At 33.2% G+C, this 25,275-nt stretch carries 19 protein-coding genes; 12 read left to right on the top strand and 7 right to left on the bottom strand.

Annotated elements, in window-relative coordinates; genetic code table 11:
* The first annotated feature begins 43 nt into the window (after positions 1 to 43).
* Complete coding sequence (locus tag B0A75_RS13710) at positions 44 to 490, top strand: CopD family protein (RefSeq protein WP_089054840.1); 447 nt, start codon at positions 44 to 46, stop codon at positions 488 to 490.
* Positions 491 to 696: 206 nt separating this feature from the next.
* Here B0A75_RS13710 and B0A75_RS13705 read toward each other — a convergent pair whose 3' ends face one another.
* The 5 genes from B0A75_RS13705 to B0A75_RS13680 form a co-directional block, all read right to left on the bottom strand.
* On the bottom strand, positions 697 to 1,296 hold the full coding sequence (locus B0A75_RS13705; protein ID WP_089054839.1) for a murein L,D-transpeptidase catalytic domain-containing protein: 600 nt from the start codon (positions 1,294 to 1,296) through the stop codon (positions 697 to 699).
* Positions 1,297 to 1,536: 240 nt separating this feature from the next.
* Positions 1,537 to 2,355 (bottom strand): methionine ABC transporter substrate-binding lipoprotein MetQ, encoded by an 819-nt coding sequence (gene metQ, locus B0A75_RS13700; protein WP_089054838.1) that lies wholly within the window; start codon positions 2,353 to 2,355, stop codon positions 1,537 to 1,539.
* 41 nt (positions 2,356 to 2,396) lie between these two features.
* On the bottom strand, positions 2,397 to 3,050 hold the full coding sequence (gene metI / locus B0A75_RS13695) for a methionine ABC transporter permease MetI (RefSeq protein WP_089054837.1): 654 nt from the start codon (positions 3,048 to 3,050) through the stop codon (positions 2,397 to 2,399).
* Positions 3,043 to 4,074: a methionine ABC transporter ATP-binding protein MetN gene (metN, locus tag B0A75_RS13690; RefSeq protein WP_089054836.1), complete on the bottom strand. Its 1,032-nt coding sequence runs from the start codon at positions 4,072 to 4,074 to the stop codon at positions 3,043 to 3,045. Before metN ends, metI begins: the two co-directional genes overlap by 8 nt.
* 294 nt (positions 4,075 to 4,368) lie before the next feature.
* On the bottom strand, positions 4,369 to 5,970 hold the full coding sequence (locus B0A75_RS13680; RefSeq protein ID WP_089054834.1) for a Na+/H+ antiporter: 1,602 nt from the start codon (positions 5,968 to 5,970) through the stop codon (positions 4,369 to 4,371).
* A 307-nt stretch (positions 5,971 to 6,277) separates the two neighbouring features.
* On the opposite strand from B0A75_RS13680, the gene B0A75_RS13675 reads away from it, so the two are divergent.
* The 4 genes from B0A75_RS13675 to B0A75_RS13660 all read left to right on the top strand — a co-directional run bounded on the left by B0A75_RS13675 (position 6,278) and on the right by B0A75_RS13660 (position 11,192).
* Positions 6,278 to 8,629 carry a TonB-dependent receptor gene (locus B0A75_RS13675; protein WP_089054833.1) on the top strand — a complete coding sequence of 784 codons (2,352 nt, stop codon included), beginning with the start codon at positions 6,278 to 6,280 and terminating at the stop codon, positions 8,627 to 8,629.
* 170 nt (positions 8,630 to 8,799) lie between these two features.
* Complete coding sequence (gene ribB / locus B0A75_RS13670; RefSeq protein ID WP_089054832.1) at positions 8,800 to 9,462, top strand: 3,4-dihydroxy-2-butanone-4-phosphate synthase; 663 nt, start codon at positions 8,800 to 8,802, stop codon at positions 9,460 to 9,462.
* 1 nt (position 9,463) lies between these two features.
* Entirely contained in the window at positions 9,464 to 10,039 is a 576-nt protein-coding gene (locus B0A75_RS13665) for a Crp/Fnr family transcriptional regulator (protein ID WP_208861271.1), read from the top strand.
* Between the two features lie 298 nt (positions 10,040 to 10,337).
* On the top strand, positions 10,338 to 11,192 hold the full coding sequence (locus B0A75_RS13660) for a fatty acid desaturase family protein (RefSeq protein WP_089054831.1): 855 nt from the start codon (positions 10,338 to 10,340) through the stop codon (positions 11,190 to 11,192).
* 237 nt (positions 11,193 to 11,429) lie between these two features.
* Here the strand turns inward: B0A75_RS13660 and B0A75_RS13655 are convergent, their stop codons facing one another.
* Positions 11,430 to 13,127 (bottom strand): ribonucleoside-diphosphate reductase subunit alpha, encoded by a 1,698-nt coding sequence (locus B0A75_RS13655; RefSeq protein ID WP_089054830.1) that lies wholly within the window; start codon positions 13,125 to 13,127, stop codon positions 11,430 to 11,432.
* 14 nt (positions 13,128 to 13,141) lie between these two features.
* A complete protein-coding gene (locus tag B0A75_RS13650) occupies positions 13,142 to 14,116 on the bottom strand; it encodes a ribonucleotide-diphosphate reductase subunit beta (RefSeq protein ID WP_089054829.1) in 975 nt (324 codons plus the stop codon).
* A gap of 724 nt (positions 14,117 to 14,840) precedes the next feature.
* Between B0A75_RS13650 and B0A75_RS13645 the strand changes: the two genes are divergently transcribed.
* From B0A75_RS13645 to B0A75_RS13615, 7 genes are all read left to right on the top strand, one after another.
* Positions 14,841 to 16,340, top strand: a complete 1,500-nt coding sequence (locus tag B0A75_RS13645; RefSeq protein ID WP_089054828.1) for an ankyrin repeat domain-containing protein — start codon at positions 14,841 to 14,843, stop codon at positions 16,338 to 16,340.
* Positions 16,341 to 16,457: 117 nt separating this feature from the next.
* The gene (locus B0A75_RS13640) at positions 16,458 to 16,940 is read left to right on the top strand and encodes a DUF2271 domain-containing protein (protein ID WP_089054827.1); all 483 of its coding nucleotides are present in this window, start codon (positions 16,458 to 16,460) and stop codon (positions 16,938 to 16,940) included.
* A 102-nt stretch (positions 16,941 to 17,042) separates the two neighbouring features.
* Positions 17,043 to 19,226, top strand: coding sequence for a PepSY domain-containing protein (locus B0A75_RS13635; RefSeq protein ID WP_089054826.1), 2,184 nt, complete (start codon positions 17,043 to 17,045; stop codon positions 19,224 to 19,226).
* Between the two features lie 90 nt (positions 19,227 to 19,316).
* Entirely contained in the window at positions 19,317 to 20,324 is a 1,008-nt protein-coding gene (locus B0A75_RS13630) for an FAD:protein FMN transferase (protein ID WP_089054825.1), read from the top strand.
* A gap of 318 nt (positions 20,325 to 20,642) precedes the next feature.
* Positions 20,643 to 23,021: a TonB-dependent receptor gene (locus B0A75_RS13625; protein ID WP_089054902.1), complete on the top strand. Its 2,379-nt coding sequence runs from the start codon at positions 20,643 to 20,645 to the stop codon at positions 23,019 to 23,021.
* A gap of 30 nt (positions 23,022 to 23,051) precedes the next feature.
* Positions 23,052 to 24,386 carry a hypothetical protein gene (locus tag B0A75_RS13620; RefSeq protein ID WP_089054824.1) on the top strand — a complete coding sequence of 445 codons (1,335 nt, stop codon included), beginning with the start codon at positions 23,052 to 23,054 and terminating at the stop codon, positions 24,384 to 24,386.
* Between the two features lie 173 nt (positions 24,387 to 24,559).
* Positions 24,560 to 25,180, top strand: a complete 621-nt coding sequence (locus B0A75_RS13615) for a hypothetical protein (protein ID WP_089054823.1) — start codon at positions 24,560 to 24,562, stop codon at positions 25,178 to 25,180.
* The last annotated feature ends 95 nt before the right edge of the window (positions 25,181 to 25,275 follow it).

Here is a 25,275-nt window from a genome sequence, read left to right as displayed (position 1 = left end):
AAACTTCGCTCTTACCTTTTACCAATCTAAAACTAAAAAACTCATGAAACTGCATCACTTTCTTTTGATAATTCACCTTATCTCAGCAACAATCTGGGTGGGCGGACATCTTGTTTTAAGTATTCGATACCTGCCTTTAGCTTTAAAGCAAAAAGACCCTGCAATTATTTTAAACTACGAGAAAAAATTTGAAATTCTAGGCATGAGCTCTCTCCTTTTACTAATTATTACAGGAATCATGATGGCGTATGATTTTGGAGTTTCTTTTGATTCTTGGTTTAGTTTTTCCAGCGGAATCGAAAAAGTAGTTTCCGTAAAACTCTTATTATTACTCTTTACTTTTTTACTGGCACTCATTGCTCAATTTAGTGTAATACCAAATCTCAGCAAACATAATATCAATAAAATGGCGGTATTAATCGTAAGTGTTACTTTAATAGGTGTAACAATGCTTATTCTTGGATCAAGCGTTCGATATGGAGGCATATAATACTTAGATGCAATTTAACTGGCTCTAACTATTTTATTTAAAAAGACAGTCTTATCCCTAAGTTTCGAGATCAGTATGGGTTTTCTTTTCAATAAAAGTTAATTGAACGAAACTATTTTCTAATACATACTTCTCAAATTTTGTCATTTCGACGTAAGGAGAAATCGCACACGAAATTCCGTAACAAAAAGCCTCAAAGCTTTCAATTAATAAAAAATATGCAAGATGATATTCGATTTTGAGCCGTCGATAATCTTTTCTAATCTTTTAAAGAAAACCTCACTTACCATAGGGCATCCTTGACTATTGAATATATAATAATCCTGTTCATCATTTGGAACAGCAGAATACGAATGCAAAACGACAGCTCTTTTAGCCGCGTTACTATTAGTTTCATCAAGACCGCTTAATTTATAGGCTTTTCCAAACATTCCTTTATACGATTTACCTACAGAATATCTGCCTAACGAAGTACATTTAGAATTGGGTTCATTACTAAATTTCAAATCTCCTTTTACAGCTGTTTCAGATCCTGATCCATTCGCCACAAGTCCTTTATCTAAAATTTTATTATTGGCTATATCATAAACAAAAAACCTATTGTACCCAGATTTGATTTTCATATCAACCAGAAAAACAATCTTATCATTATATCCAGCCCGATTCTTTAACAATGCTTTTACTTCATCAAGTTGCTGCGTCAGTCTTGCCTCTTCAATAATTACAGTTGGCTTGTCACTTATATATTCTACAGGAGCATTAAAAAAACTTACAATAAAGAATAGCGTTAAATTGAATATTTTCATAACAGAATTAATTAAGAATACCTTTTACTTCATAACAAATGATTCAGAATATTCTAAATCATTTTTCTCAGCAGCAAAAATAAATGTAAACCTTAATCTAAATAATCCTCAAACGTCTGAAAAACAACAAAATAAGACTTATTTCACTCGAGATCAAATAGTTCTGTTTTTCAAAAATTAAAATAAGAACATAAAAAAAGGCCTCTAAAGGCCTTTAAAATAATAGTTTTTTATGTTTTTTTACCAGCCTTTTACAGCTCCGCCTTTAAATTCGCGAACTGCAGCCTGTTCAACTTCTGGAGATTGAAAAGCCTGTAAAAACTGCTTTACTTTTTCTTCATTTTTATTGTCCTCGCGGCTTACAACAAGATTTACATAAGGTGAATCCTTATCTTCTACAAACAATGCATCACGAGCAGGAACTAAACCAGCCTGAGAAGCAAATGTATTGTTGATAATTGCAATTGTTACATTTTGATCGTCTAAAGCGCGAGGTAATTGTGGCGCTTCTAATTCTAATATTTTCAGATTTTTAGGATTACTTACTATATCTGTTACTTTAGGTAATAAACCAATACCAGATTTAAGTTTAAGCAAACCATTTTTCTCTAAAAGCAATAATGAACGACCTCCATTTGTTGGATCATTTGGAATAATAACTGTACTTTCGTTTTTCAATTCAGAAAGACTTTTTATTTTTTTAGAATAACCGGCAATTGGATATACGAATGTTTTTCCAATTATTGCCAATTTATACCCACGTTGTTTAGACTGTTCGTCAAGATAAGGTTTATGCTGAAAAGCATTTGCATCAATATCCCCTTGACTCAAAGCTTCATTTGGAATCACATAATCATTAAATGTAACGAGTTCAACTTCTAGACCGTATTTATCCTTTGCTACTTTTTGCGCTGCCTGAGCAACAGCAAATTCAGGTCCCGCTGCTACGCCCACTTTGATATGATGCGGGTCATTATTTTTGCTTTTTCCGCAATTCGATAAAACTAATGACAATGCAATAATTCCACCTGCTTTAATAAAACTTTTTATATTTTTCATTCCTATGTTTTTAATTTTTACTACTTAATTTTTAATTGAAATTATCTGTGATCAAATCGTTTCGATAAAGCATCTCCAGCAAACTGAATCAAGAATACTAATAGTACCAGTAATGCTAATACTGAATTCATTGTTACAGCATCATAACCAATATATCCGTATTGATAACCAACTTGTCCTAAACCGCCGGCACCAACTGCACCACCCATTGCAGAATAACCCACAAGCGTAATTAATGTTATAGATGCAGCGTTTATTAAGGACGGCAATGCTTCTGGAAGTAATACTTTATATACGATCTGTAAAGGAGTTGCTCCTAAAGCTCTTGCAGCTTCAATTAATCCTGATGGAAGACTTAAAAGACTGTTCTCTACAAGACGGGCAATAAACGGTGCGGCACCAATACTCAATGGCACCAAAGCAGCACTTACACCAATCGAAGTTCCAACAATTGCACGTGTAAACGGAATCATCCAAACGATTAAAATAATGAATGGAATAGAACGAAAAACATTTACTAAAACAGACAATATTCTATTTAAAACAGGTTGTTCTAGTATTTGATTTTTTCGGGTAAGAAAAAGTAAAATCCCTGTTGGAAGACCTAATAAAAAACCAAAAAAGCCAGACACAAATGTCATCACTATAGTTTCTAGAGTTCCCTTTAATAATAAGTCAATAATGGATTCAGACATAACCTATGATTTCTGTTTTTATATGTTTTGAAATAAAATATTCGATAGCAGCATTGTAGTTCTCCCGTTTACCAGATAATTCAATCAGCATTACGCCAAAATTAACATCTCCCGCTTGATCCATTTGAGCGCTGACAATTTTAAAATTAGTGTCGAAAAGCCTAGAAACTTCTGAGATAACTGGCTCATTAACTGATTTTCCAGTCATTTCAAGTCTTAGTAGTGGATTTAAATTTCCGTTATCCTCTTTTTGCAATTTTTCAAGATAAACAGCAGGAACATCAAGATGTAATGATGAATCAATAAACTCCTTTGTTAAATCGTGTTTCGGGTCTGCAAAAATTTCTCCAACACTTCCCTGCTCTATCAATTTTCCGTGACTAATTACTGCTACTTCATCGCAGATTGATTTTACAACCTCCATTTGATGTGTAATTAATAGAACCGTAATATTTAAACGACGGTTTATATCTTTCAGCAGGTTTAAAATTGATCGTGTTGTTGCGGGATCAAGTGCGCTTGTAGCTTCATCACACAGCAAAACTTTAGGATTATTAGCTAATGTTCTTGCAATGGCAACTCTTTGCTTTTGACCGCCGGAAAGACTTGCAGGATAATCGTTTGCTTTTTCTGCTAAACCTACTAACTGAAGTAACTCTAAAACACGTGTTTTTACAACTGATTTTGAAGTGCCGACAAGTTCTAACGGAAAAGCAACATTCTCGAAAACGGTTCTAGAAGAAAGTAGATTAAAATGCTGAAAAATCATTCCTATTTGTCTTCTTTCAATCGCCAATTGAGCATTTGACAATTGCATCAAAGCTTTTCCATCTACAATAATCTCTCCTGAAGTCGGTCTTTCTAAAAGATTCACACATCTAATCAGCGTACTTTTCCCTGCTCCAGAAGTTCCAATTACACCAAAAATCTTTCCTGGTGGAACTGTAAGCGAAACATCAGATAAAGCAGTTACAATCCTGTCTTTTTGATGAAAAGTTTTAGTTACATTTTTTAATTCAATCATTTTGTCTATTCAATTTTACTTAGAATATGGAAATTTTAAATAAAAAAGCCTTTCAATTAAATCATGAAAGGCCTTCAAATAAATATCATTATTTTTATATCCAAGCCAGATCAATCAATCCTACAGCAACAACACAGCACATCATCATGCTGCAGCTATATTTTTTTTTCTCTGGTTATAATTTTTCATTGGTGCGGCAAATTTAAAGAGTTATTTTGAAATAAAAAGCAAAAAACATCAAAACTTTTATTAACCTATCAAAATAATAGGTTATTCTGTTTTTCTTAAAGAAAACTACTCTTCATACATTTCCATCCATAATCTGGTTTCTTCAAGATCAAGTTCTTTTTCAATTTTTCTAAAAATCTCTTCATTAACAGATCCTCCTTTATGCATAACTTCAAGTTTCCCTCGCTCTACATTTAAAAGATCAATTTGAAGTTTTGTAAAGTCATTAAAAATTTCTCCTCCCAGCATTTTACCATTTCCAAAAAAATTAGCCGGCAGTTCAGTCTTTTGCAAACGGTTAAATTTTACTTCATATTTACTTTTTATATTGTGCAATAAATCACCATCTAATAATGAAAAATTATCTTCAATATGAGCGATAGTTTCTGACACAATTACATTTCGAATATTATATTCCTCGGCAAGTATAGAATAACGCTCAATTTTTAACTTCTTAATCACCCAAGGAAGCGTAAGACCTTGAATTACTAAAGTCGAAAGTATAACACAAAAAACCAGATAGATAATCAAATTTCGCAGCGGAAACGCTTCCGTTTCATTCAGCATAAGAGGAAGTGCTAATGCTGCTGCCATAGAAACAACGCCGCGCATTCCAGACCAGCCAAAAATAATCATATTGCGATAGTCAAACTCCTCTTTCTGTCTGATTCGTTTACTAAGCCATCTAGGAATCAAAGTTGCAGGAATAACCCATAAAAAGCGAACCAAAATAACAACCGCACTAATAACTGCTCCCCAAATAAATAATGAAGTTCCAGAATAATTACTAATACCAGCCATAATCTGTCTTAACTGAAGTCCAATTAAAATAAAAATCAAACCGTTTAAAATATTAGTTAAAACACTCCAAATTGTCCCAGTCATAATTCGACTTTCATGCGTAAAAATAGTACCTGATCGTGCCGATAAATAAAGCCCTGTAGCAACAACCGCCAAAACTCCAGAACCATGAAAATGCTCTGCCAGCAAATACGACGCAAATGGTGTTAGCAGCGTAAGAGTAACCTCGATTATTTCATCGCAAACAAACTGTTTATGAATGTAACTCATTATAAAACCAACGACTAAACCAATTCCAATTCCAATTAGCGACATCAGCACAAAATTTAATCCTGCCTGCCACAACACAAAATTTCCAGCTGTGATGGCTGTAAGTGCATATTTATAAGCTACTAAACCACTAGCATCGTTAACAAGACTTTCTCCTTCAAGAATCGAAATAAGTCTCGGATTCAATCCTAACCCTTTTGTAATCGAAGTTGCAGAAACAGCATCCGGAGGAGAAACAATTGCTCCAAGCAAAAAAGCCAGCGGCCACGAAACATCATCTATGAGCATATGCGCTGCGACTGCAACTGCAAGTGTTGTAAACAAAACAAGTCCAACTGCTGCCAAAGTTATAGGTCGGATAGATTGCTTAAAATCTGACCAGCTTGTGTACCAAGCAGCATGATACAACAAAGGAGGTAAAAATATAATAAAAACAACTTCTGGACTAAGCGATATTACTGGAAGTCCTGGAAAAACACTGATAATTACACCACAGAGAACAAGCACTATTGGAACGGGGAAATTATATCTTTTGCTTACAAGACTCAAAAAAGCGACGCCAAACAGCAGCATTATAATTACGGTGACGTTTTCCATTTATTACTGATTTTTAGTGGTTTTGGATTATAATTTCTAGGTGCTAAATTAAGATTTTATGATAATTAAATAAAAATATCACAAAGAAAATCAAAGCTGAATTTTTTATCAATTATTACATTAAAGTACACAAATTGTAATAGAACTATTACACCCTTTCTACAACGTAATATACAGATTTAAAACTCATTAATCATATTCTGCATTTAATCAAAAAAAACATTAGGATGATTTATTTTAATTTTTACATTTGCACTGTTTTTATTTAGTCTAAATAATTTTAATTAAAATCAAACCATTATAAACCATGAATATTAACAATCTAAGAATTACCAAATTCGCATTTTCAGTATGCTTATTTTTTTCTGTACTGATTGCACAAGCACAGCAGAACAATGGAAAAATTAAAGGGACTATTACCACATCTGATGGTGATCCCGCTTCATTTGTAAACGTTATTTTAAAAAACACCCGATTTGGAACTATAACTAATGAAGATGGAACTTTTGAATTTAATAAAGTAAAACAAGGTACATACACTATCCAAGTTTCACTTACTGGATATGAAACCTTACAAGATGAAGTTTCAGTAACAGAAAACAATACAACTGCACTAAGCTTGCAATTAAAGGTATCCAATAAAGAATTACAAGAAGTTATTGTAACAAATAATCGAAAAAAGCTGTCTTCTAAAGAAAGTGTTTATGTAGCCCGAATGCCTCTAAAAAATCTCGAAAACCCACAAGTGTATTCAGTTATAAATTCAAAAATAATCGAACAGCAGGTTTTAACCAATTTTGATGATGCTTTAAGAAGCGCAGCCGGAGTAGTTTCTGGCGGTTCAGAACCTGGAGTAAGATCAGGTTCTTATTTAAGAGGGTTTGATGAACAGGCATTTTTTAGAGATGGAAAAATGCTTGGAAACTGGACCGAAAATGATATGGCAAATATCGAAAACATTGAAGTGATTAAAGGTCCTTCAGGAACTTTGTTTGGAGGTCATGGACGTGCTAATTACGGCGGAGTTATCAATCGTATTACCAAAAAACCGTATGAAACTTTTGGCGGAAACATTAATTACATTACCGGAAGTTACGGTTACAATCGCTTAACTGCCGACATTAATACGCCGCTAAGTGATGACGGAGCTTTTCTAGGTCGTGTAAATGCAGCCTATAGAAAGGAAAAAAGTTTTCAGGATTACGGCTGGGCCGAAAGTTATTTTGTAGCTCCAGCATTTACATATAATGCGAGTGAAAAACTAAAAATTGTCTTAGAAGCTGACATCTACAAAATTCAAGGAACTCAAAGACCATTCTTAAGTGCAGGAGGCATAACAAATGTAAATGAGCTGAACCCTATTCATGATTTGTCTTTTACGACAAATGAAATTATATATGAAAAAGCCTCTTCTATATTTTCTGTTGATGCCATTTATAAACTAAATGATCAATGGACTTCAACCACTTCATATGGACATTCTTATAGTTTATACAATCCAAATTATATCAGTGCCGGTGTGACAGGACAAACTGTGCAGCGTTCTGTTGGAACGGCACGTTATGATATCGATTTTACAACTATTCAGCAATATGTAAATGGTGATTTTAAAATTGGAAAAATGCGTAACCGTTTATTGGTTGGTGTTGATTATTTAAGAGATGACGAACTTTATGTAGGAGGTTCATCAGCTTATGACGCCTTTCAATATACTGCAATTGCACCTTATCTTTCTAAACAAGATTTTGACAAGGCTATCGAAGCCAGCACATTCTGGACTGGCGGATATGTAAACGATCGTTACAGTGCTTATTTTTCAAACGTGTTAGACATTCTGCCACAGCTGCACTTAATGACAAGTCTTCGTTATGAATATTCTAAAGAAGTATCTCCCAGCGCAACAGTTCCAAATGCTAAAAATCCAGATGCTTCATACAATCAAGGTGCATGGACACCAAAATTTGGACTAGTTTACAAAATTCTTCCTGATCAATTATCGGTATTTGGAAATTATCTGGGCGGAAATAAAAACATCAACAGTTTCTTGAAAGATGACGGAAATGGAAATGGCGTTATGCAAAAAGCTGATCCCGAAAAAGCAACACAATGGGAACTGGGTATTAAATCGAGTTTATTTCAGAATCGCTTAACCTTGATGGCCAGCTATTTTGATATTAAAGTTGATAATAAACTGCGAATGGATCCAAACAATCAGCTGTTTAGCTTACAAGACGGAACTCAGGCAAATAAAGGTTTTGAACTAGAATTATTTGCCAGTCCAATTGCTGGATTAGATATTATGCTAGGATATGCAAATCTTGATGCCACTTTTTTGAACGGAACTGATGCAGGAAAACATGTTGCTTATACTCCAAAAAACACCATTAATTACTGGATAAGTTATACGGCAAAACAAGGAAAAACAAAAGGTCTTGGAATTGGTTTCGGCGGGAATTACAGAGATAATAGTTTTTTAAGTTCATCAAATGATGTAACAATTTCAAGCGTACATCTTTTAAACGCTTCTGTATTCTACGAAAAAGCCAGATATCGCTTTGCTATTAAAGCTGATAATCTTACTGACGAAGTGTACTGGGGAGATTACTTCAATCCGCAGTCACCTAGAACCATTAAAGCTTCTTTGGCTATTAAATTTTAAAATTAGTTGTGAATTAGTTAGTTGTGAAATCTCCAGAATCGCTGCCTGATTCTGGAGATTTTCTATTTTATATCCTTTGAATTTATTGACTTATATCAAACTTTTACATTACAAACAACTTTAGATTTGCTGATTCAATTATTTCTAAAACAATTTCAAAATACAGTAAAATGATTAGTACAGAATTAAGTCCGTTAGTGCAATTTGGAATGACAAGCAAAGAACGTGTAGAAAATGCTTTAGAACAGCTTAAAAGCGGAAAAGGAATTATTGTAACCGATGATGAAAATCGAGAAAATGAAGGCGATTTAATTTTTTCAGCCGAACATATTACAGTAAAAGACATGGCGCTTATGATTCGCGAATGCAGCGGAATTGTTTGTCTTTGCCTTCCGAATGAAAAAGCAGATCAATTAGATCTTCCTTACATGGTAAAAGAAAACACCAGCAGTTTTCAAACGCCTTTTACCATTACAATTGAAGCAAAAATCGGTGTCACAACAGGAGTTTCTGCTGCTGATAGAATTACAACAATTAAAGCGGCTGTTGCGCAAAACGCAAAACCCGAAGACTTAGCTAGACCAGGTCATATATTTCCACTTCGTTCCAAAGATAATGGAGTTCTAGAACGAAATGGCCACACTGAGGGAAGTGTCGATTTAATGAAATTAGCCAATTTAAAACCTGAAGCTGTTTTATGTGAATTAATGAATGAAGACGGCAGCATGGCAAAACTTGACAAAATCGTTAGCTTTGCACAACAGCATGATTTAGTAGTTCTATCGATAGAAGATATTATCTATTACCGTAAATTCGTGCGAGATTACAACTAAAATGATATACGAACAGCTTGGCAATTATATTAGAAAAAGCATTGCTATTTCTGATGAAGATTTAAAAACGATATCCTCCTATTTTAAGCCTTTAAAGAAAAACAAAAATGAGATACTGCTAGAGCAAGGACAAACTAGTCAGCAGACCTTTTTTGTTGGTAAAGGCTGTGTCCGAATCTTTTTTATTAATGAAGAAGGAAAAGACGCCACTCGATATATTGCTTTCGAAAATCAATTTGCCACAGCTTTAGTTAGTTTTATAACTAAAATGCCTGCCGTAGAAAATATTCAGGTAATCGAAAAATCTGAATTACTTGCAATTACACATGAAGATTTCAATCATTTGATGAAAATCATTCCGCAATGGCGGGAATTTTACAGCAATTATTTAGAGAAAGCGTATGTAAATAATGCCAATCGATTAATGTCGTTTACCACTATGGATGCTTTGGAAAGATACAATCAGCTTTTAAAAATTAATCCAACTATTGTAAAAAGGCTTCCAAACAAAATTGTGGCATCGTATATCAATATTTCACAGGAAACTTTAAGCAGATTGAAGTCTAAAATTTCATAATTTTTCTAATATCAAATTCTAGGTTTCAAATTTATTTAATAAAAAATCCTCTAAGTATAAGTTATTTACAAAATTCCTTTTCTCTAGTTTAGCGCAGCTGCAATAACAAACCAAAGATTAAATTTACTTTTTAAGCCGCTTTATTTACTCCAAAAAAAAAAGAGTAAATATGTCTTATCTCTATATTTTTAAAACTTATAGCAACCACTTTGACACAAATAGACATTTAAGTTTGTACTTGTGCTTAATCTTATAAACTATTAAGCTAATAGAACTTTGACAATCTTACTTGAACAAAATGAAAAATCATGTACAATTGATAGAAGAGATTTCTATCGAAAAAAAAATGCGAAAAAATCCTTTGCTAATACCTTTAATCACTTTTTTATTTGCTTTTATTTTGCTCTATTTAATTGGTTATTGCATGCATTTATATGAAACAGGATTTTATTGGGCGTTTTTACCAGCAGGTCTTCTTGTACACTCTTTTTTAATAATTACAGTTCATGATGGGTCTCATAAAGCAATAACCAAAACCAAATTTGATCGTTTGATTTTAAATATAAGTTCTGCTTTGGTCCTTTTGCCTTTTTATGGAGAACATTATAGAAAATATCACTTAATTCATCATGGATATACTAACACTGATTTAGATCCGCTTGCATCACCGACGTCAAAAATAATATATCAAAAATACAGATACCTTTATATATTACTGGAATCAATTCCGGCCTTATATACGTTTTATCAAATCCTTGATTTTAACAAAAGAGAGAATTCAAAAAAAATCAACAACGTATTAAAAATCAACAAACTGTATTTTATATTTTCGATATGTATCAGTGTTATTTTTTTTCTAATCGTACAACCTCCAATCTATTTTGTATTGCTTACCCTTTTTGTTTTGAATATTATTTCGGCAGTACGAAGTTGGTGTGAACACATGGGCACTTCTTTAGAACATAAGACAAACACCTACTGGTTTCCTTTAGGATTCGGTATTGGAAACCACGATGTACATCACGAACATCCTAATCTTTCATGGCTTACCTTAACAATTGGTTTATTCAAACGTGAGAAAAATTCTAATCCGATAAAGACTTTAAGAGGTATTTTATTTGATAAGTCTTTTACTTTTTATAAACTAAAATAGAAAGAGTAATTTTTATTAGAATATTATTACTACTTCTTCTTGTTTTTTGCATGAATTTAATTGAAAAATAATAATTGCGAAGTTACTTTTGGAGATGTCTCCTTAGTCGACATGACAAACAGTATGCAAATACTTTTGCTTAAAAATCTGCTTAAATCTGTAAAATCTGCGTGAAACCTTTCGACGACTTTAAATAAAAAGAGGCTGTCCGAAAAGTAAGGACAGCCACTTTGCTCTTTATGATTCGCAGCTGCTGCAGCTAACTAAACTTGTTACTAATTCTTTAGAAACACTTTGGCTTCTTTGGTAGTACAAACTCTTTACTCCCAACTGCCACGCTTCTATCATTAAACGGTTTACTTCTTTAATTGGAAGTTCTGCCGGAATATTAAGATTCAAGCTTTGTCCTTGATCTACAAATTTCTGACGAATTGCTGCCTGCTGTACAATTTCAAGCTGACTGATTTCTTTAAACGTTTTAAAAACATCTTTTTCAGCTTGAGAAAGCTGTGTCATATGCTGAACACTTCCGCCATTTAGCATAATTTCTCTCCAAACTTCTTCATTATCTAAACCTTTTTCTTCAAGCAGCCTTTTCAGATATTTATTTTTACGCATAAAATTACCTTTACTTAAACCTGCTTTATAATAATTACTGCTAAAAGGTTCAATTCCTGGAGAAGTCTGTCCTAAAATCGCTGATGATGATGTTGTAGGAGCAATTGCCATTGTTGTTGTATTACGTTTTCCGTAACCTTTCAACAATTCTGGTTCGCCATAAATTCTAGCCAATTCCTGCGTTGCTTTATCTGCTTTATCGCTTATATGTTTGAAAATTTCTGTCGTTTTCATTTTAGCTTCCATTCCTTCAAACGGAATCATATTTTTCTGCAAATACGAATGCCACCCTAAAACACCAAGCCCAAGTGCACGATGTCTTTTTGCAAATTTATTTGCCGCAGAAAGATAATAATTCCCTTCTGTTTTTTCGATGAATTCTTGCAAAACAGCATCTAAGAAAAATATAGCCAGTTTTACAGCTTCAGTATCTTTCCATTCTTCATAAAGCTCCAAATTCATTGAGGATAAACAACAAATAAATGATTCATCACTTGTTGACGGAAGCATAATTTCGCTGCATAAATTACTAGCGTTAATTCTAAGATTCTTGTCTTTATAAACCTGTGGTTTACTTTTATTTACATTATCACTAAAGAAAATATACGGCAGTCCTTTTTGCTGGCGGCTTTCTAAAACTTTTGCCCAGATTTGTCTCTTATCACTGTCACCGTCAATCATTTCCTGCATCCAATAATCAGGAACACAAATTCCGGTAAACAAATTCTGAATAGGATTTCCGATGCTTTTAATTTTCAAGAATTCCTCAATATCAGGGTGATCAATATCTAAATATGCAGCAAATGCGCCACGACGAACTCCGCCTTGCGAAATCGTATCCATTGCGGTATCAAAAAGCTTCATGAAACTTACTGCCCCGCTGCTTTTCCCGTTATCAGTTACGGCACTTCCGCGCTCACGCAGTTCACCAAAATAACCAGAAGTTCCTCCTCCAATTTTGGTTTGCATAATCACTTCGCCCAGTTTATGCGTAATTCCTTCAATTTTATCTGGAACGTGTACATTAAAACAAGAAATTGGAAGTCCTCTTTCGGTTCCCATATTTGCCCAAACCGGCGAACTAATACTCATCCAGCCGCGTTCGATCATTTCAACAAAAGATTCTTTTAACTCAGGTTTATAAAGTCTTCTAGCCGCTGCAGTACATATTCTGTCAATTGCGCCTTCAACAGTTTCTCCTTTTAAAAGATAACCACGATTTAAAATTTGTTCACTCTCTGAGTTCTTCCACCACATTTTAGATCCATTTTCATTTTGCGGAAGATCATTTGCTTCATTTATGTCTATTGTATTCATATGTATTTTTGCTTTTAGAAAAGATCGTTTGCTGTTATACTTTTGTCGTGTTTTGTATATTCTACAGGACGTTTAGCAAAAAAATCATCCAAACTGTTAGCAAAAACTTCTTCTTCAAACCAAGCCAAAGCTTTGTAATCTTCAACTTTTACATCAAATATGGTCGGAATATTAATTTGTTTTAAACTTTCATCAATTCTAAACTTCATGAAGTTGACTAAATCGCCTTTTTTGATGCTCTCAATCTCCCCTTCTTCAAAGATCCAATCTAAAATATCTGCTTCAACTGCAATTGAATCTTTTACTGTTTCTCTAACAAGAGTTAAAGTTGCTTCGTCAAAATAATCAGGAAACTCTTCTCTGATTTTATTGATGATGTAAATTCCGCCGTTAGCATGAATTTGCTCATCGATTGAAGTCCACGCTATAATATTGCTCACATTTTTCATGTAACCTTTAAATCGTGTAAATGAAAGCAAAATTGCAAACTGACTGAAAAGTGAAACGTTCTCGATTAGAATACTGAATAAAATCAGCGAAACCATATATTTTCTGTTGTCCTGCGAACGAGTATCTTTAAGAACATCTGACAAATATTCTAAACGTCGGCGAATAACTGGAACGTCTAAAAGTTTCTCAAATTCATCATTGTATCCTAACACTTCAAGCAAGCGGGAATATGCCTCTGAATGTCTGAACTCGCACTCTGCAAAAGTACTGCCTAAACCATTGAATTCAGGTTTTGGAAAGTGCTCATAAATATTTCCCCAAAAGCTTTTTACGGCTACCTCAATTTGAGCAATAGCCAATAAACTATTTTTTACTGCAGTTTTTTCTGCTGATGTTAAATGCGCATGAAAGTCTTGAGTATCAGCAGTAAAATCAACTTCTGTATGAACCCAATACGCTTTATTTATAGCTTCGGTAAATTGTAAAACCTCTGGATATTCAAAAGGCTTATAATTGACTCTTTTATCAAATATAGACATAATATATACTATTTAAGTGGTGACTAAAAAAAGATAAAAAACGAAAGTCTGAAGTGGTAATTACTTTATTTTTTATACTTACAAAATTAACCCACAGTTCTATTTTTGACCAAAGATTGATGTTAAAAAACCAATCAATTATCAACAGCCGAAAGCAACTCAAAAAAGTGGTAAAAAAACTACTTATCAACAGGTGCATAATTTTCAGTACTTGCTGAATTATCAGCTATTTATACTAAATCTAAATAGAGTTGTCAACAATTAAAACTCAAATAATATCAAATTTTCAAAAGCACTTATCAACATCTAACTCCAAATTTTGCCTCAAAAATCTACTATTTAACAAAACACAAAAGTCAATAATTCATAAAAAAAGCATGCCCCTTTTTCAAAATAAAAAACAAAAAATGCAATCCTCATAATAAAAAAACAAAAAAACAATTACCTATTTATCAAACATTTAAACCCCAAAAAACCAAAAACCTATAGATCACTTTAAACCAAAATATAATATTGATATCTAAGCTTTCTAAAAAAGATAAGCGACAGTTTTACAAAAGCGTCTAAAAAGGCAACATTAAAAAATCATTAGAATTATTTTTTTTGACAACAATAAAACTTGATTTAAAACTATAAATCTTTACATTTGTCCTTTATTTTTATTTATTCTAAATAGATCATTATCCCCCATATATAAAGGGACGTTAAACAACAATAATAAATTATGAAAAAGAATCTTTTTATTTCATTGGCTTTAACAGCTGTTTTGTTTGTTAATGCACAGCAAAAAAACACTTTACTAGAGCAATCTTTCTGGAAAAACTCACCTGACGTAACTGTAGTAAAAGCAGAAATAGCAAAAGGCAGCAATCCAGCAGAAGCAAATGCAAATGCTTTTGATGTTACCACTTTAGCTATTAACAATGATGCTCCTATCGCAACCATCAAATTCTTGCTAGATCAATCTGGGAATCCAATAAATAAAATGACTCATGATAACCGTATTTACCTGCATTGGGCGGCTTATAGAGGCAATACAGAATTAGTACAATATTTGATTGCAAAAGGTTCTGATGTAAATTATGAAGACAGTCATGGCACAACTCCAGTAGATTTTGCAGCATCTAATGGTCAATCTGATCCTGCTTTGTATGAAGCTTTCTTTAAAGCTGGGGTTAATCCGAAGAAAAAATACCAAGGCGGAGCTAACTTATTACTTTTAGCAATTCCTGCTGATAAAAATTTAAAAGCAGCGGAATACTTTACTACTAAAGGAATGTCTCTTAAAGATGTTGATAACGACGGAAACACTGCTTTTACATATGCAGCAAGAACTGGAAACATAGATCTTTTAAAGAAACTTTTAGCAAAAGGTGTAAAACCAACTGATAATGCTTTACTTTTTGCAGCGCAAGGAAGTCGTAGAGAATCAAATACGCTGGAAACTTATAAATATTTAGTTGAAGAAGTAAAAATCAAAGCAACTGCAGAAAACAAATCAGGCGAAAATGTACTTTATTTCTTGGCTGGAAAACCAAATCAAACTGAAATTGTAAAATACTTTTTAAGCAAAGGTGCTGATGCTAATAAAGCCAATAAAGAAGGTACGACTCCGATAATGATCGCGGCTTCGGCAAGAGACACTTCTATATTAGAATTATTACTTCCTCTTGCAAAAAATGTAAATTCTCAAAACCTAAAAGGAGAATCGGCTTTAACTTATGCTGTGCGTTCAGGAACTCCTGAAGCTGTATCTTTATTATTAAGCAAAGGTGCTGATGTAAATGTTACTGATAAAGACGGAAACAATCTAGGTGTTTACCTTGTTCAATCTTACAGACCAGCTGGAAGAGATAGAGAAGCTGCACCAAAACAAGATCCTTTTGATGCTAAAGCAAAATTACTTCAAGACAAAGGATTAAATTTAGCTGCTGCTCAAAAAGACGGTAATACTTTATATCATTTAGCAATTCCAAAAAATGATATTTCTCTACTTAAAAAAATAACGGACTTAAAAGTAGATGTAAATGCTAAAAACAAAGATGGTTTAACAGCTTTACACAGAGCGGCTATGGTTGCTAAAGATGATTCTATTCTAAAATATCTTGTTTCTGCAGGTGCCCAAAAAGAGGTAACCACAGAATTTGATGAAAGCGCTTACGCATTAGCAAAAGAAAACGAGTCGCTTACAAAAAACAACGTCTCAGTAGAATTTTTAAAATAACCCTTAAAAGTTTTCAGTTTTGAGTTGTAAGTTTGCGTATAGATTCAAATTTTTCATCTCAAACAGAACTCAAAACTCAAAACTTATAATTCATAACTTATAATAACTCATATTTCAATGAAATCAATACTTAAAATCGCTCTTACAAGCGCTCTTATCTGCCTAATTTCATTTCAGGCAAACGCGCAAACAAGCAAATACAAATGCATGCTTCAAATGGCAAATTATATGGGCGAAGGAGCTTATATTGTGGTATCGCTTGTTAATGCAAACGGCGACTACGAAAAAACTCTTTATGTAATGGGAGATGATAAAAAATGGTACAAATCGTTAAAAGAATGGAATAAGTTTCAAACTAAGAAAAACGAAGATATCAGTGCTAAAACAGGTGCTTCTGTAACTGGCGGAGATCGAAGCATAACAACAATAGAAATTGACAATTCTAAAATAAACAAAGGTTACAAATTAAGATTTGAATCAGCTGTTGAAGATCAAAAATACTATGTAAGCGATCTTGAAATTCCTCTTACTACTGAAGGTTTAGCCGCAAAAACAGATGGTAAAGGTTATATCAGATACGTTCGACTAAATAAAATATAATTTATTCAAGCATTTAATTTGCTCGAAATTCAAGCTTTGTCAAGGTTTTTAAACTTTGACAAAGCTTAAAACATTTGATTACATTTCAATAGATTACACTCAATGACTCTTTCATTCTGGCGTTACGCACATTTGGCCTTAGCCCTATTTTCTTCGATATTTCTGCTTTTAGCTTCTGTAACAGGTATTATTCTTGCCGTTGATGCTGTGCAGGAAAAAACACTTCCGTACAAAGTCGAAAATTTTGATGCGATAACCTTGGAGCAAACGCTGCCAGCATTAAAAAAAATATATCCTGAAATTACAGAATTAAGTGTCGATTATAATCAATTTGTTACACTTCAGGCAATTGATGAAGACGGAAATGATATTAACGCTTATATTGACCCAAGAACAGGTAAAACTTTAGGTACACCAGCAAAAAAAAGCGAATTTATTCAATGGGTAACTGCTTTTCATCGTTCTTTAAACCTGCATGAAGCAGGGCGTTTTTTTGTTGGCGTTATTTCTTTTCTATTAGTCCTTATTTCTATTTCGGGCTTTGCTCTTGTTTTGAATAGACAAAGAGGAATTCGTAATTTTTTCTCCAAAGTCATTAAAGAATACTTCACACAGTATTACCATGTTGTTTTAGGGCGATTGACTTTAATTCCGATATTAATTATAGCATTAACAGGAACTTATTTAACGCTTGAAAGATTCAACTTCTTTATGGGCGATGAAAAAGCCAAACCTGTAAAAACGGAACTTTCGGCAGAAGCCAAAAAAACTTCAATCTTTAAAAGCACACTTCTTTCAGATGTAAAGAAAATCGAATTCCCTTTTACTGATGATCCTGAAGAGTACTATATCATAGCATTAAAAAATAAAGAAATTGAAGTAAACCAAGTTACTGGTGCTGTAATTACAGAAAAACAGTCGCCAATTACTGCTCAATTTGCCGCTTTAAGTCTTGATCTTCATACAGGAAGAATTAATGCTGTTTGGGCTGTAATATTGGCCATTGCTTGTATTAATATTCTTTTCTTTATTTATTCGGGTTTTGCGATTACTTTAAAACGCAGATCAAGCCGAATCAAAAACAAATTCAAAGCGCACGAAAGCAACTACATACTTTTAGTAGGTTCTGAAAATGGAAGCTCTTTTAGATTTGCAAATGCAATTCATAAACAATTAATAGATCAAGGTCAAAAAGCTTTTATTACAGAATTGAATAGTTTTTCGATTTATCCAAAAGCAGAACATATTATAGTTTTTTCTTCAACACATGGCTTGGGAGATCCGCCGTCAAACGGAAGTAAATTTAAAGCCTTGCTGCAAAAGCAAAATCAAGAACAGAAAATTAAGTTTTCAGTAGTTGGTTTTGGTTCTACTGCTTATCCTGATTTTTGCAAATTTGCTGTTGAAATTGATCAGCTTTTAGAAAATCAAAACTGGACAGAACGTGTTTTAGAAATGCAGACTGTAAATGATAAATCGGCTGTTGAGTTTGTAAACTGGGTAAAATTATGGAGTGCCAAAACTGGAATTTCTTTAGCCACCACACCATCTTTATACAATCATGTTCCAAAAGGTTTGCAGAAATTAATGGTTTTAGATAAAACTGCAATTTCTGAGGAAGAACATACTTTTCTTGTAACATTACGTGCTAATATGCGCGCCAAATTTAACTCTGGCGATTTATTAGCCATTTATCCTGCTAATGACACTCGAGAGCGTCTCTATTCGATTGGAAATCATTCTGGAAATGTACAATTAGTTGTAAAACTGCATCCACACGGATTAGGTTCTGGTTATTTAAATAATCTTACTCCTGGAAATGTAATTAAGGCTAGAATTATCAATAATAAAGCTTTTCATTTTCCAACAAAAGCTCCAAAAACGGCTTTAATTTCAAACGGAACTGGTATTGCTCCTTTTCTAGGAATGATTGAGCAAAACAAGAAAAAAACCGAAACACATTTGTATTGCGGTTTTAGAATGGAGACAGAAACTGTAACGGGTTACAAAAAGTTTACAGATGAAATGATTCAGAAACAAAAGTTGTCAAGTTTTCATCTGGCATTTTCACGAGAAGCTGAACATATTTATGTAATGGATCTTATAAAAAGAGATGCTGCATTTTTTATAGATTTACTAAAACAAGGCGGCGTTATTATGATTTGCGGTTCACTTGCCATGCAAAAAGATGTTGAAACTATTCTTGATGAATTGTGTCTGGTAAATGGAACCAAAAATCTCATGCATTATAAAAATAACGGACAATTATTAACGGATTGCTATTAGATTGTAGATTCTTAGTACTTCATTATTGTTTTTATAAATAGTGCTCCACAGCAACTTTTAATATAAAATTTTTATCAAAAAAGATTTTTCATGCTTAGAAAAAACGGGAACATATATTTAATTCTTTTTGTCCTAATATGTGGTTTATCAGCACATTCGCAGGTTTTACGAAAAAGAACGACACTGCTTATGGGCGGTCGTTTTGATATTAGTATTGTTGCCAAAGATTCTCTAACTGCCGAAGAAAATATAACCGAAGTAATTGCCGAAATTACCCGAATTGAGAATTTAATCTCAGATTGGAAATCAACTTCGCAGGTTTCTGAAGTCAATCAGAATGCAGGAATTAAACCAATTAAAGTGGATCGAGAAGTTTTTGAACTAACGCAAAAAGCAATCAAATTTTCTGAACTAACAAATGGCGGCTTTGACGTAAGTTTTGCTGCGATGGATAGAATTTGGAAATTTGACGGATCAATGACCGAAATGCCTTCGGCGGAAGCCATAAAAAAATCTGTAGAAAAAGTAGGTTACAAAAACATTATTCTAGACAGTGTGCAATCGACTATTTTTCTAAAACTAAAGGGAATGAAAATTGGTTTTGGTGCTTTAGGCGAAGGCTACGCTACCGATAAATGCCGTACAATGATGCTTGAAAAAGGCATTAAAGCCGGCATTATTAATGGTTCTGGAGATATGAGTACTTGGGGAAAACAACCAAATGGAGAAGACTGGAAAATAGGCATTACAAATCCGTTTAAACCCGAAAAACTCTTGACAGTTGTACCTTTAAATCAAGGTGCAGTAACTACTTCGGGCAGTTATGAAAAGTTTGTTGTTTTTAATGGCAAACGATATTCTCACATTATAAATCCTGCAACTGGTTATCCTGTAACTGGATTATGCAGTGTTACCATCTTTGGTCCAAATGCAGAAACTGCAAACGGATTAAGCACTTCGTTAATGGTATTAGGTCAGAAGGACGGCCTGCTCTTACTGCAAAAATTTCCTGAATACAGCTGTCTTATGATTACAGACAACGGAAAAGTGATCAAATCGAAGAACTTTAACATTAAACATTTCAAGGTAAAACTTTAAGGATAGTCTCTAATTTTAAAGATTAAAATATTCGATTATTGATACTTTTTAAGCTGTCTTCTCGTTTTATCTGTTCTATTTCACCATACACAAAACAAGTAAACAACTAACAAAAAGACACTTACACCTTGTCTTAAGACCTCTGTTTTCCTTGTCTTCTCAACATTAGAAACTTTAATGTTATTCTAATGATTTTCTAATGTAAATCTAATGATTTTCTAATTCGTTTATTTAGATTAAATTTAAATAAACTCATAAGTTTGCTGCACAATTTATTTACTACACGCAGTTATGAGGTTTATTTATTTTATCTTTTTCATGGTAACAATTACGGGATGGTCACAAACCGGAACAATTACAGGAAAAGTGACATTTGGCAAACATGAAACAGCTTTTGGAGCAACAGTATTAGTTTCAGGAACACAAAAATTCGCTATTGTTGACAATGACGGTAAATTTCAAATCAAAGGTCTTCCTTTTAAAAAATACACTTTAGAAGTTTCTTCACTAGAAGCAAATACAAAAATGATCGAAGTTCATTTGAATCATACTTCACAACAAGTTGCAATTACATTAGAGAAAAAAAATGATACTAAACATTTAAATGAAGTAGTAATCACTAAAAAGACGGCTAAAAAAGAGATTATAGATAAAGGATTTTCTGTAAACGTAATCGAAACGCAAGAAGCAGCAAAAAGAAACATTCAAACTAATGATTTATTAGCGCAATCAGTTGGTGTTCGTGTTCGTCAAAACGGAGGTTTAGGCTCAAGTGTAAATTATAACCTAAACGGAATGACAGGTAATTCAATCCGAATATTTATTGATGGTATTCCAATTTCAACTTACGGTTCATCGTTTAGTTTAAACAGTATTCCTCCAGCATTAATTGAGCGTATTGAAGTTTACAAAGGTGTTGTTCCAGCATATTTGGCAGATGACGCTTTAGGCGGTGCAATTAATGTAATACTAAAAAAAGGAGCTAAAAACACCCTAAACGCATCTGTATCTTATGGTTCGTTTAATACTATTCAATCTAATTTTAACACTACTTATCGAGATAAAAATGGTTTTACTTTAAAAGGTTCCGGCTTTTATAATTACTCTGATAATGACTATGAAATTTGGGGAAAATTTGCCTACAACATTTTATCAAACGGACAAAAAACACCTATTAAAGCAAAACGTTTTGAAGATGCTTACCGTTCTTACGGAGGTCGAATCGAAGCGGGTTTTACAAACGTTAATTGGGCAGATACGTTCTTGATAGGTTTTAATACTTCTGATGATTATAATGAAATTCAGCACGGACAGGCGATGTCAAGACCTTACAAAGGTCGATTTACCGAGTCTGATGCCAAAGTAATAAGCATTAATTACAGCAAGAAAGATTTTCTTGTAAAAGGACTTGAGTTTACGGTTAATTCTGTTTTCAGTCAAAGAAACGAAGTACTGAGCGATACGGTTAAATGGAATTACAACTGGTTTAATGAAAAAACATTGGGGCTTCGCGGTGAACCTATTTTATCACCTTACGGAGCGCAACAAGGTGCACCTACTATCTTGCACATTAACAGTAAAATTTTTAGCACCAGAGGAGGTTTAAATTATTCGCTGAATGAGAATCATAAGTTTGTATTCAGCAGTATGCTTTACTCTTTTGAGCGAGACGATTATGACGAAATGAAATCTGAACTGGAAAGAAATTTTCAGCAAAAACGAGACCTTGAAAAAAGCGTTTTATCATTAGCTTACGAACTAGAAGCGTTTAATTCTCGCTTAAGAACAAGCTTGTTTGGAAAAAGATACAATCAAAAAACAGAACAAAGAACACCAGTAATAGTTAATTCTGGAGAGCAAACCACTATTCAAGAAAAATTAGAAAAGAACAATACCACTTTTTACGGTTACGGGTTAGCTTCATCTTATTTTATTTTTCCAAAAATGATGTTTAATTTATCTGCAGAAAGAGCAATAAGACTTCCTTCAGAAGGTGAAATCTTTGGTAATCCAAGTGAAAATCAAACACCAAATAGTGGATTAAGACCAGAACAAAGTGATAACTTAAATATAGGCTTACGATTTGGTCCGTATAAAATTAACAATCATAAATTTAGTTTTAACGGTTCTGGGTTTTGGAGAAATTCTAAAGATAAAATTATACTTGCATTTAGTAATCGTGTAAATGAAGCCTTGCAGACATCTCCATTTGTAAATTTAGGAACAGCACAATCTTTGGGTTATGAATTTTCGGCTGAATACTCTAATAATAACAGATTATTTGTATCGATGAACATGTCGAAGTTTAATTCACTGTATAAAACGAAATACGATGAGAAAGGACTATTGTTAGAATACTACAATCAGCAATTACCAAATGAGCCGTATTTTACTGTAAACGGTAACATTCAGTATAATTTTAAAGACATCCTGCAAAAAAATTCAGAATTAAATCTCTATTACAATGCGGGCTACGTAGGTGCATTTTATACAACATGGCAAGAAACTGAAAACGATCAAACACCAAATCAATTTCCGCAGGATTTAGGGATAACTTATACATTTCCAAACAAGAAATTTATAGCAAGTTTTGATGTCAAAAACATTACAAATGTTCAGGTCTACGACAACTTTGCTGTTCAAAAACCTGGAAGAGGTTTCTATTTAAAATTAAACTACACTCTCAATAAATTTTAGTAAATAATTAATTTTTTAATACACATAGATATGAAAAAAAGTACATTTAAACTACTTGCATGTGGATTGGTTTTAACCACATTTGCACTTACTACAAGCTGCAGCAGTGATGATAATAAAGAGGAACCATCTGTATTGCCTCCAGTTACTGAAAACCGATGGATAACGGTTGCAGGAGCTTTAATGCAAACGAATCCTGGAGACGGAAACGGTGGTACAAGAGTTTTCTCTGTTAGCAAAGAAGATGCAAAGAACCCAAACATTTCTATTAATGCTTTCGATAATGGTGAGCCCGTACAATCAACAAGAACAGCTCGTTTACAATCGTCTGTTGATGGAAGCACACTTTTTAATATTACCTATACTGGTGCTAATGGTGGTGAATTCATGACTTATAAAGTTAATGGAGGAAAAAGCTTTACACAATCAGGAACAACAGTAAATATCTCTCAATATGCAGGAACATCTCCTAGATGGGTAAAACTTTTTGACGGTGATAAAACAGGTGTAGCAGTAAACGTGACTACTCCAGCAGTTGTTACACAAGCAGATGGAAAAACATATAAATATACAAGAGGTTCTGCAACCGTTTTAAGCCTTGATTTACAAAAGTTCTTAATTTCTGATTACAGACAATATGAAATTGCATTAACTACAGCTGAAGAAGCTTTAGGTCACCATATTTTCCGTTTAGATGCACCAACATTAAACAAAGCAGGAAACAAATTAATCATTGGAACTTGGATGCGTAAAACGAATCCTTCTACAGGATTGATCGAAAGTGATTTTGAACGTTTAGGTTCTAAATCTGTTGTTGTTGATTATCCTTCATTACAAAACCCTAAAGTAATTACTTCGACAGTTGGTTTTGGAGATACAAGCGGATACAGAAGTTTCAACAGTTTTGTAGCAAATGATGGAAACATCTACCAAGCAACTCAAAGAGATACTAAAAAAGGTTCTTATATCTTAAAAATCAACCAAAGCAATGAATACGATAACTCTTATGTTTTCAGTTTAGATACTGCCCTTGGAGTTAAAGGTTCTTATATTGATGCATGGAGATACGTAGGAAACGGAATTGCTTATGCTGTTTATACTTACGAAGGTACAAACCAAGGTTATGTAGCAAGAATCGATCTTAATGCAAAAACAGCTAAACTAGTTGAAGGTATTGCTTATGATACAGCTTTAGATTTTGGTCAATACCAAGGTTTTGTAGTTGACGGAAACGAAATATACATTGCAGTTACACCAGTTGGTAAAGATGGAAATATTTACATTATTAATGCTGCAACTGGCGCTGTTACCAAAGGTGCTAAATTGGTTAACAAAGCAGGAAACCACTACATTGGTGTTTTCTAAGAACGATAACTTGAGTTATAGCGATAATTCTTGATTTTTTTTTAAAATGGTAAATATTCCGCTCCTATTTTGGGGCGGAATATTTTTTTATACAAGAATTTGATTCGAATATATTTGCTTGAAGAAGATAACATTAATTCATTACTTTTACTTTAAGACGTTAAAATCTAGACATGAAAAAACCAATTCTTTACATAGTGATCATTTTTGCAGTTTGCAGCTGTCAAAACAAAAAAGAGAAAACCAGCATAGCTTCTGAGCAAATTAAAGATATCAACGAAATTGTAGAAGCAATTATAATTCAGGATAGTTTAGATGTTTTTTCCAAAAGCGAAGATTCTATAATGTTTTACAGTGAACTTAGAAAGCTTAACATATGGATTCCTCACAAAAAAAACAGCAAAGATTTTATAGCACTCCCTCCCCTTTCTGGCGGTATATACATTACTCAATTAATACCTAGTAAAATAAAAGGGCAAACTTTTTTCTCCTCTAAAGATTCTCTGTATCTGTTAGAACAAAATTCAAATCCAGATAAACTAAAAATTGGAAAATCTATTGTTGAAAAATTAAACACAACTACAATTGAAAAAACCAAAATTAGACGCAAAAACGGGCAACGATCAAGATTTTATGAAATGACAATACCTATTTTCTCTGCTGACAAACAAAATGCATATGTAGAATTAGATTACGAATGTGGTGGTTTATGCGGAAGTGGACAAGCCATATATTTAAAAAAAACAAACGGTAAATGGAAAATAATTGTACAATGGCAAAGTTGGATAAGCTAAAAAAACAAACCATATAAGTTATATAAGTTCAATCAAGCCTAAACTTAAAACAACTTACATAACTTATATGGTTCAAAAACTTTGCGAGAGAGCGT

Source organism: Flavobacterium oncorhynchi, from assembly GCF_002217355.1.
GTDB lineage: Bacteria > Bacteroidota > Bacteroidia > Flavobacteriales > Flavobacteriaceae > Flavobacterium > Flavobacterium oncorhynchi.
The sequence above is the reverse complement of the archived record's forward strand: the minus strand, read 5'-3'. Positions and strand labels throughout refer to the sequence as shown.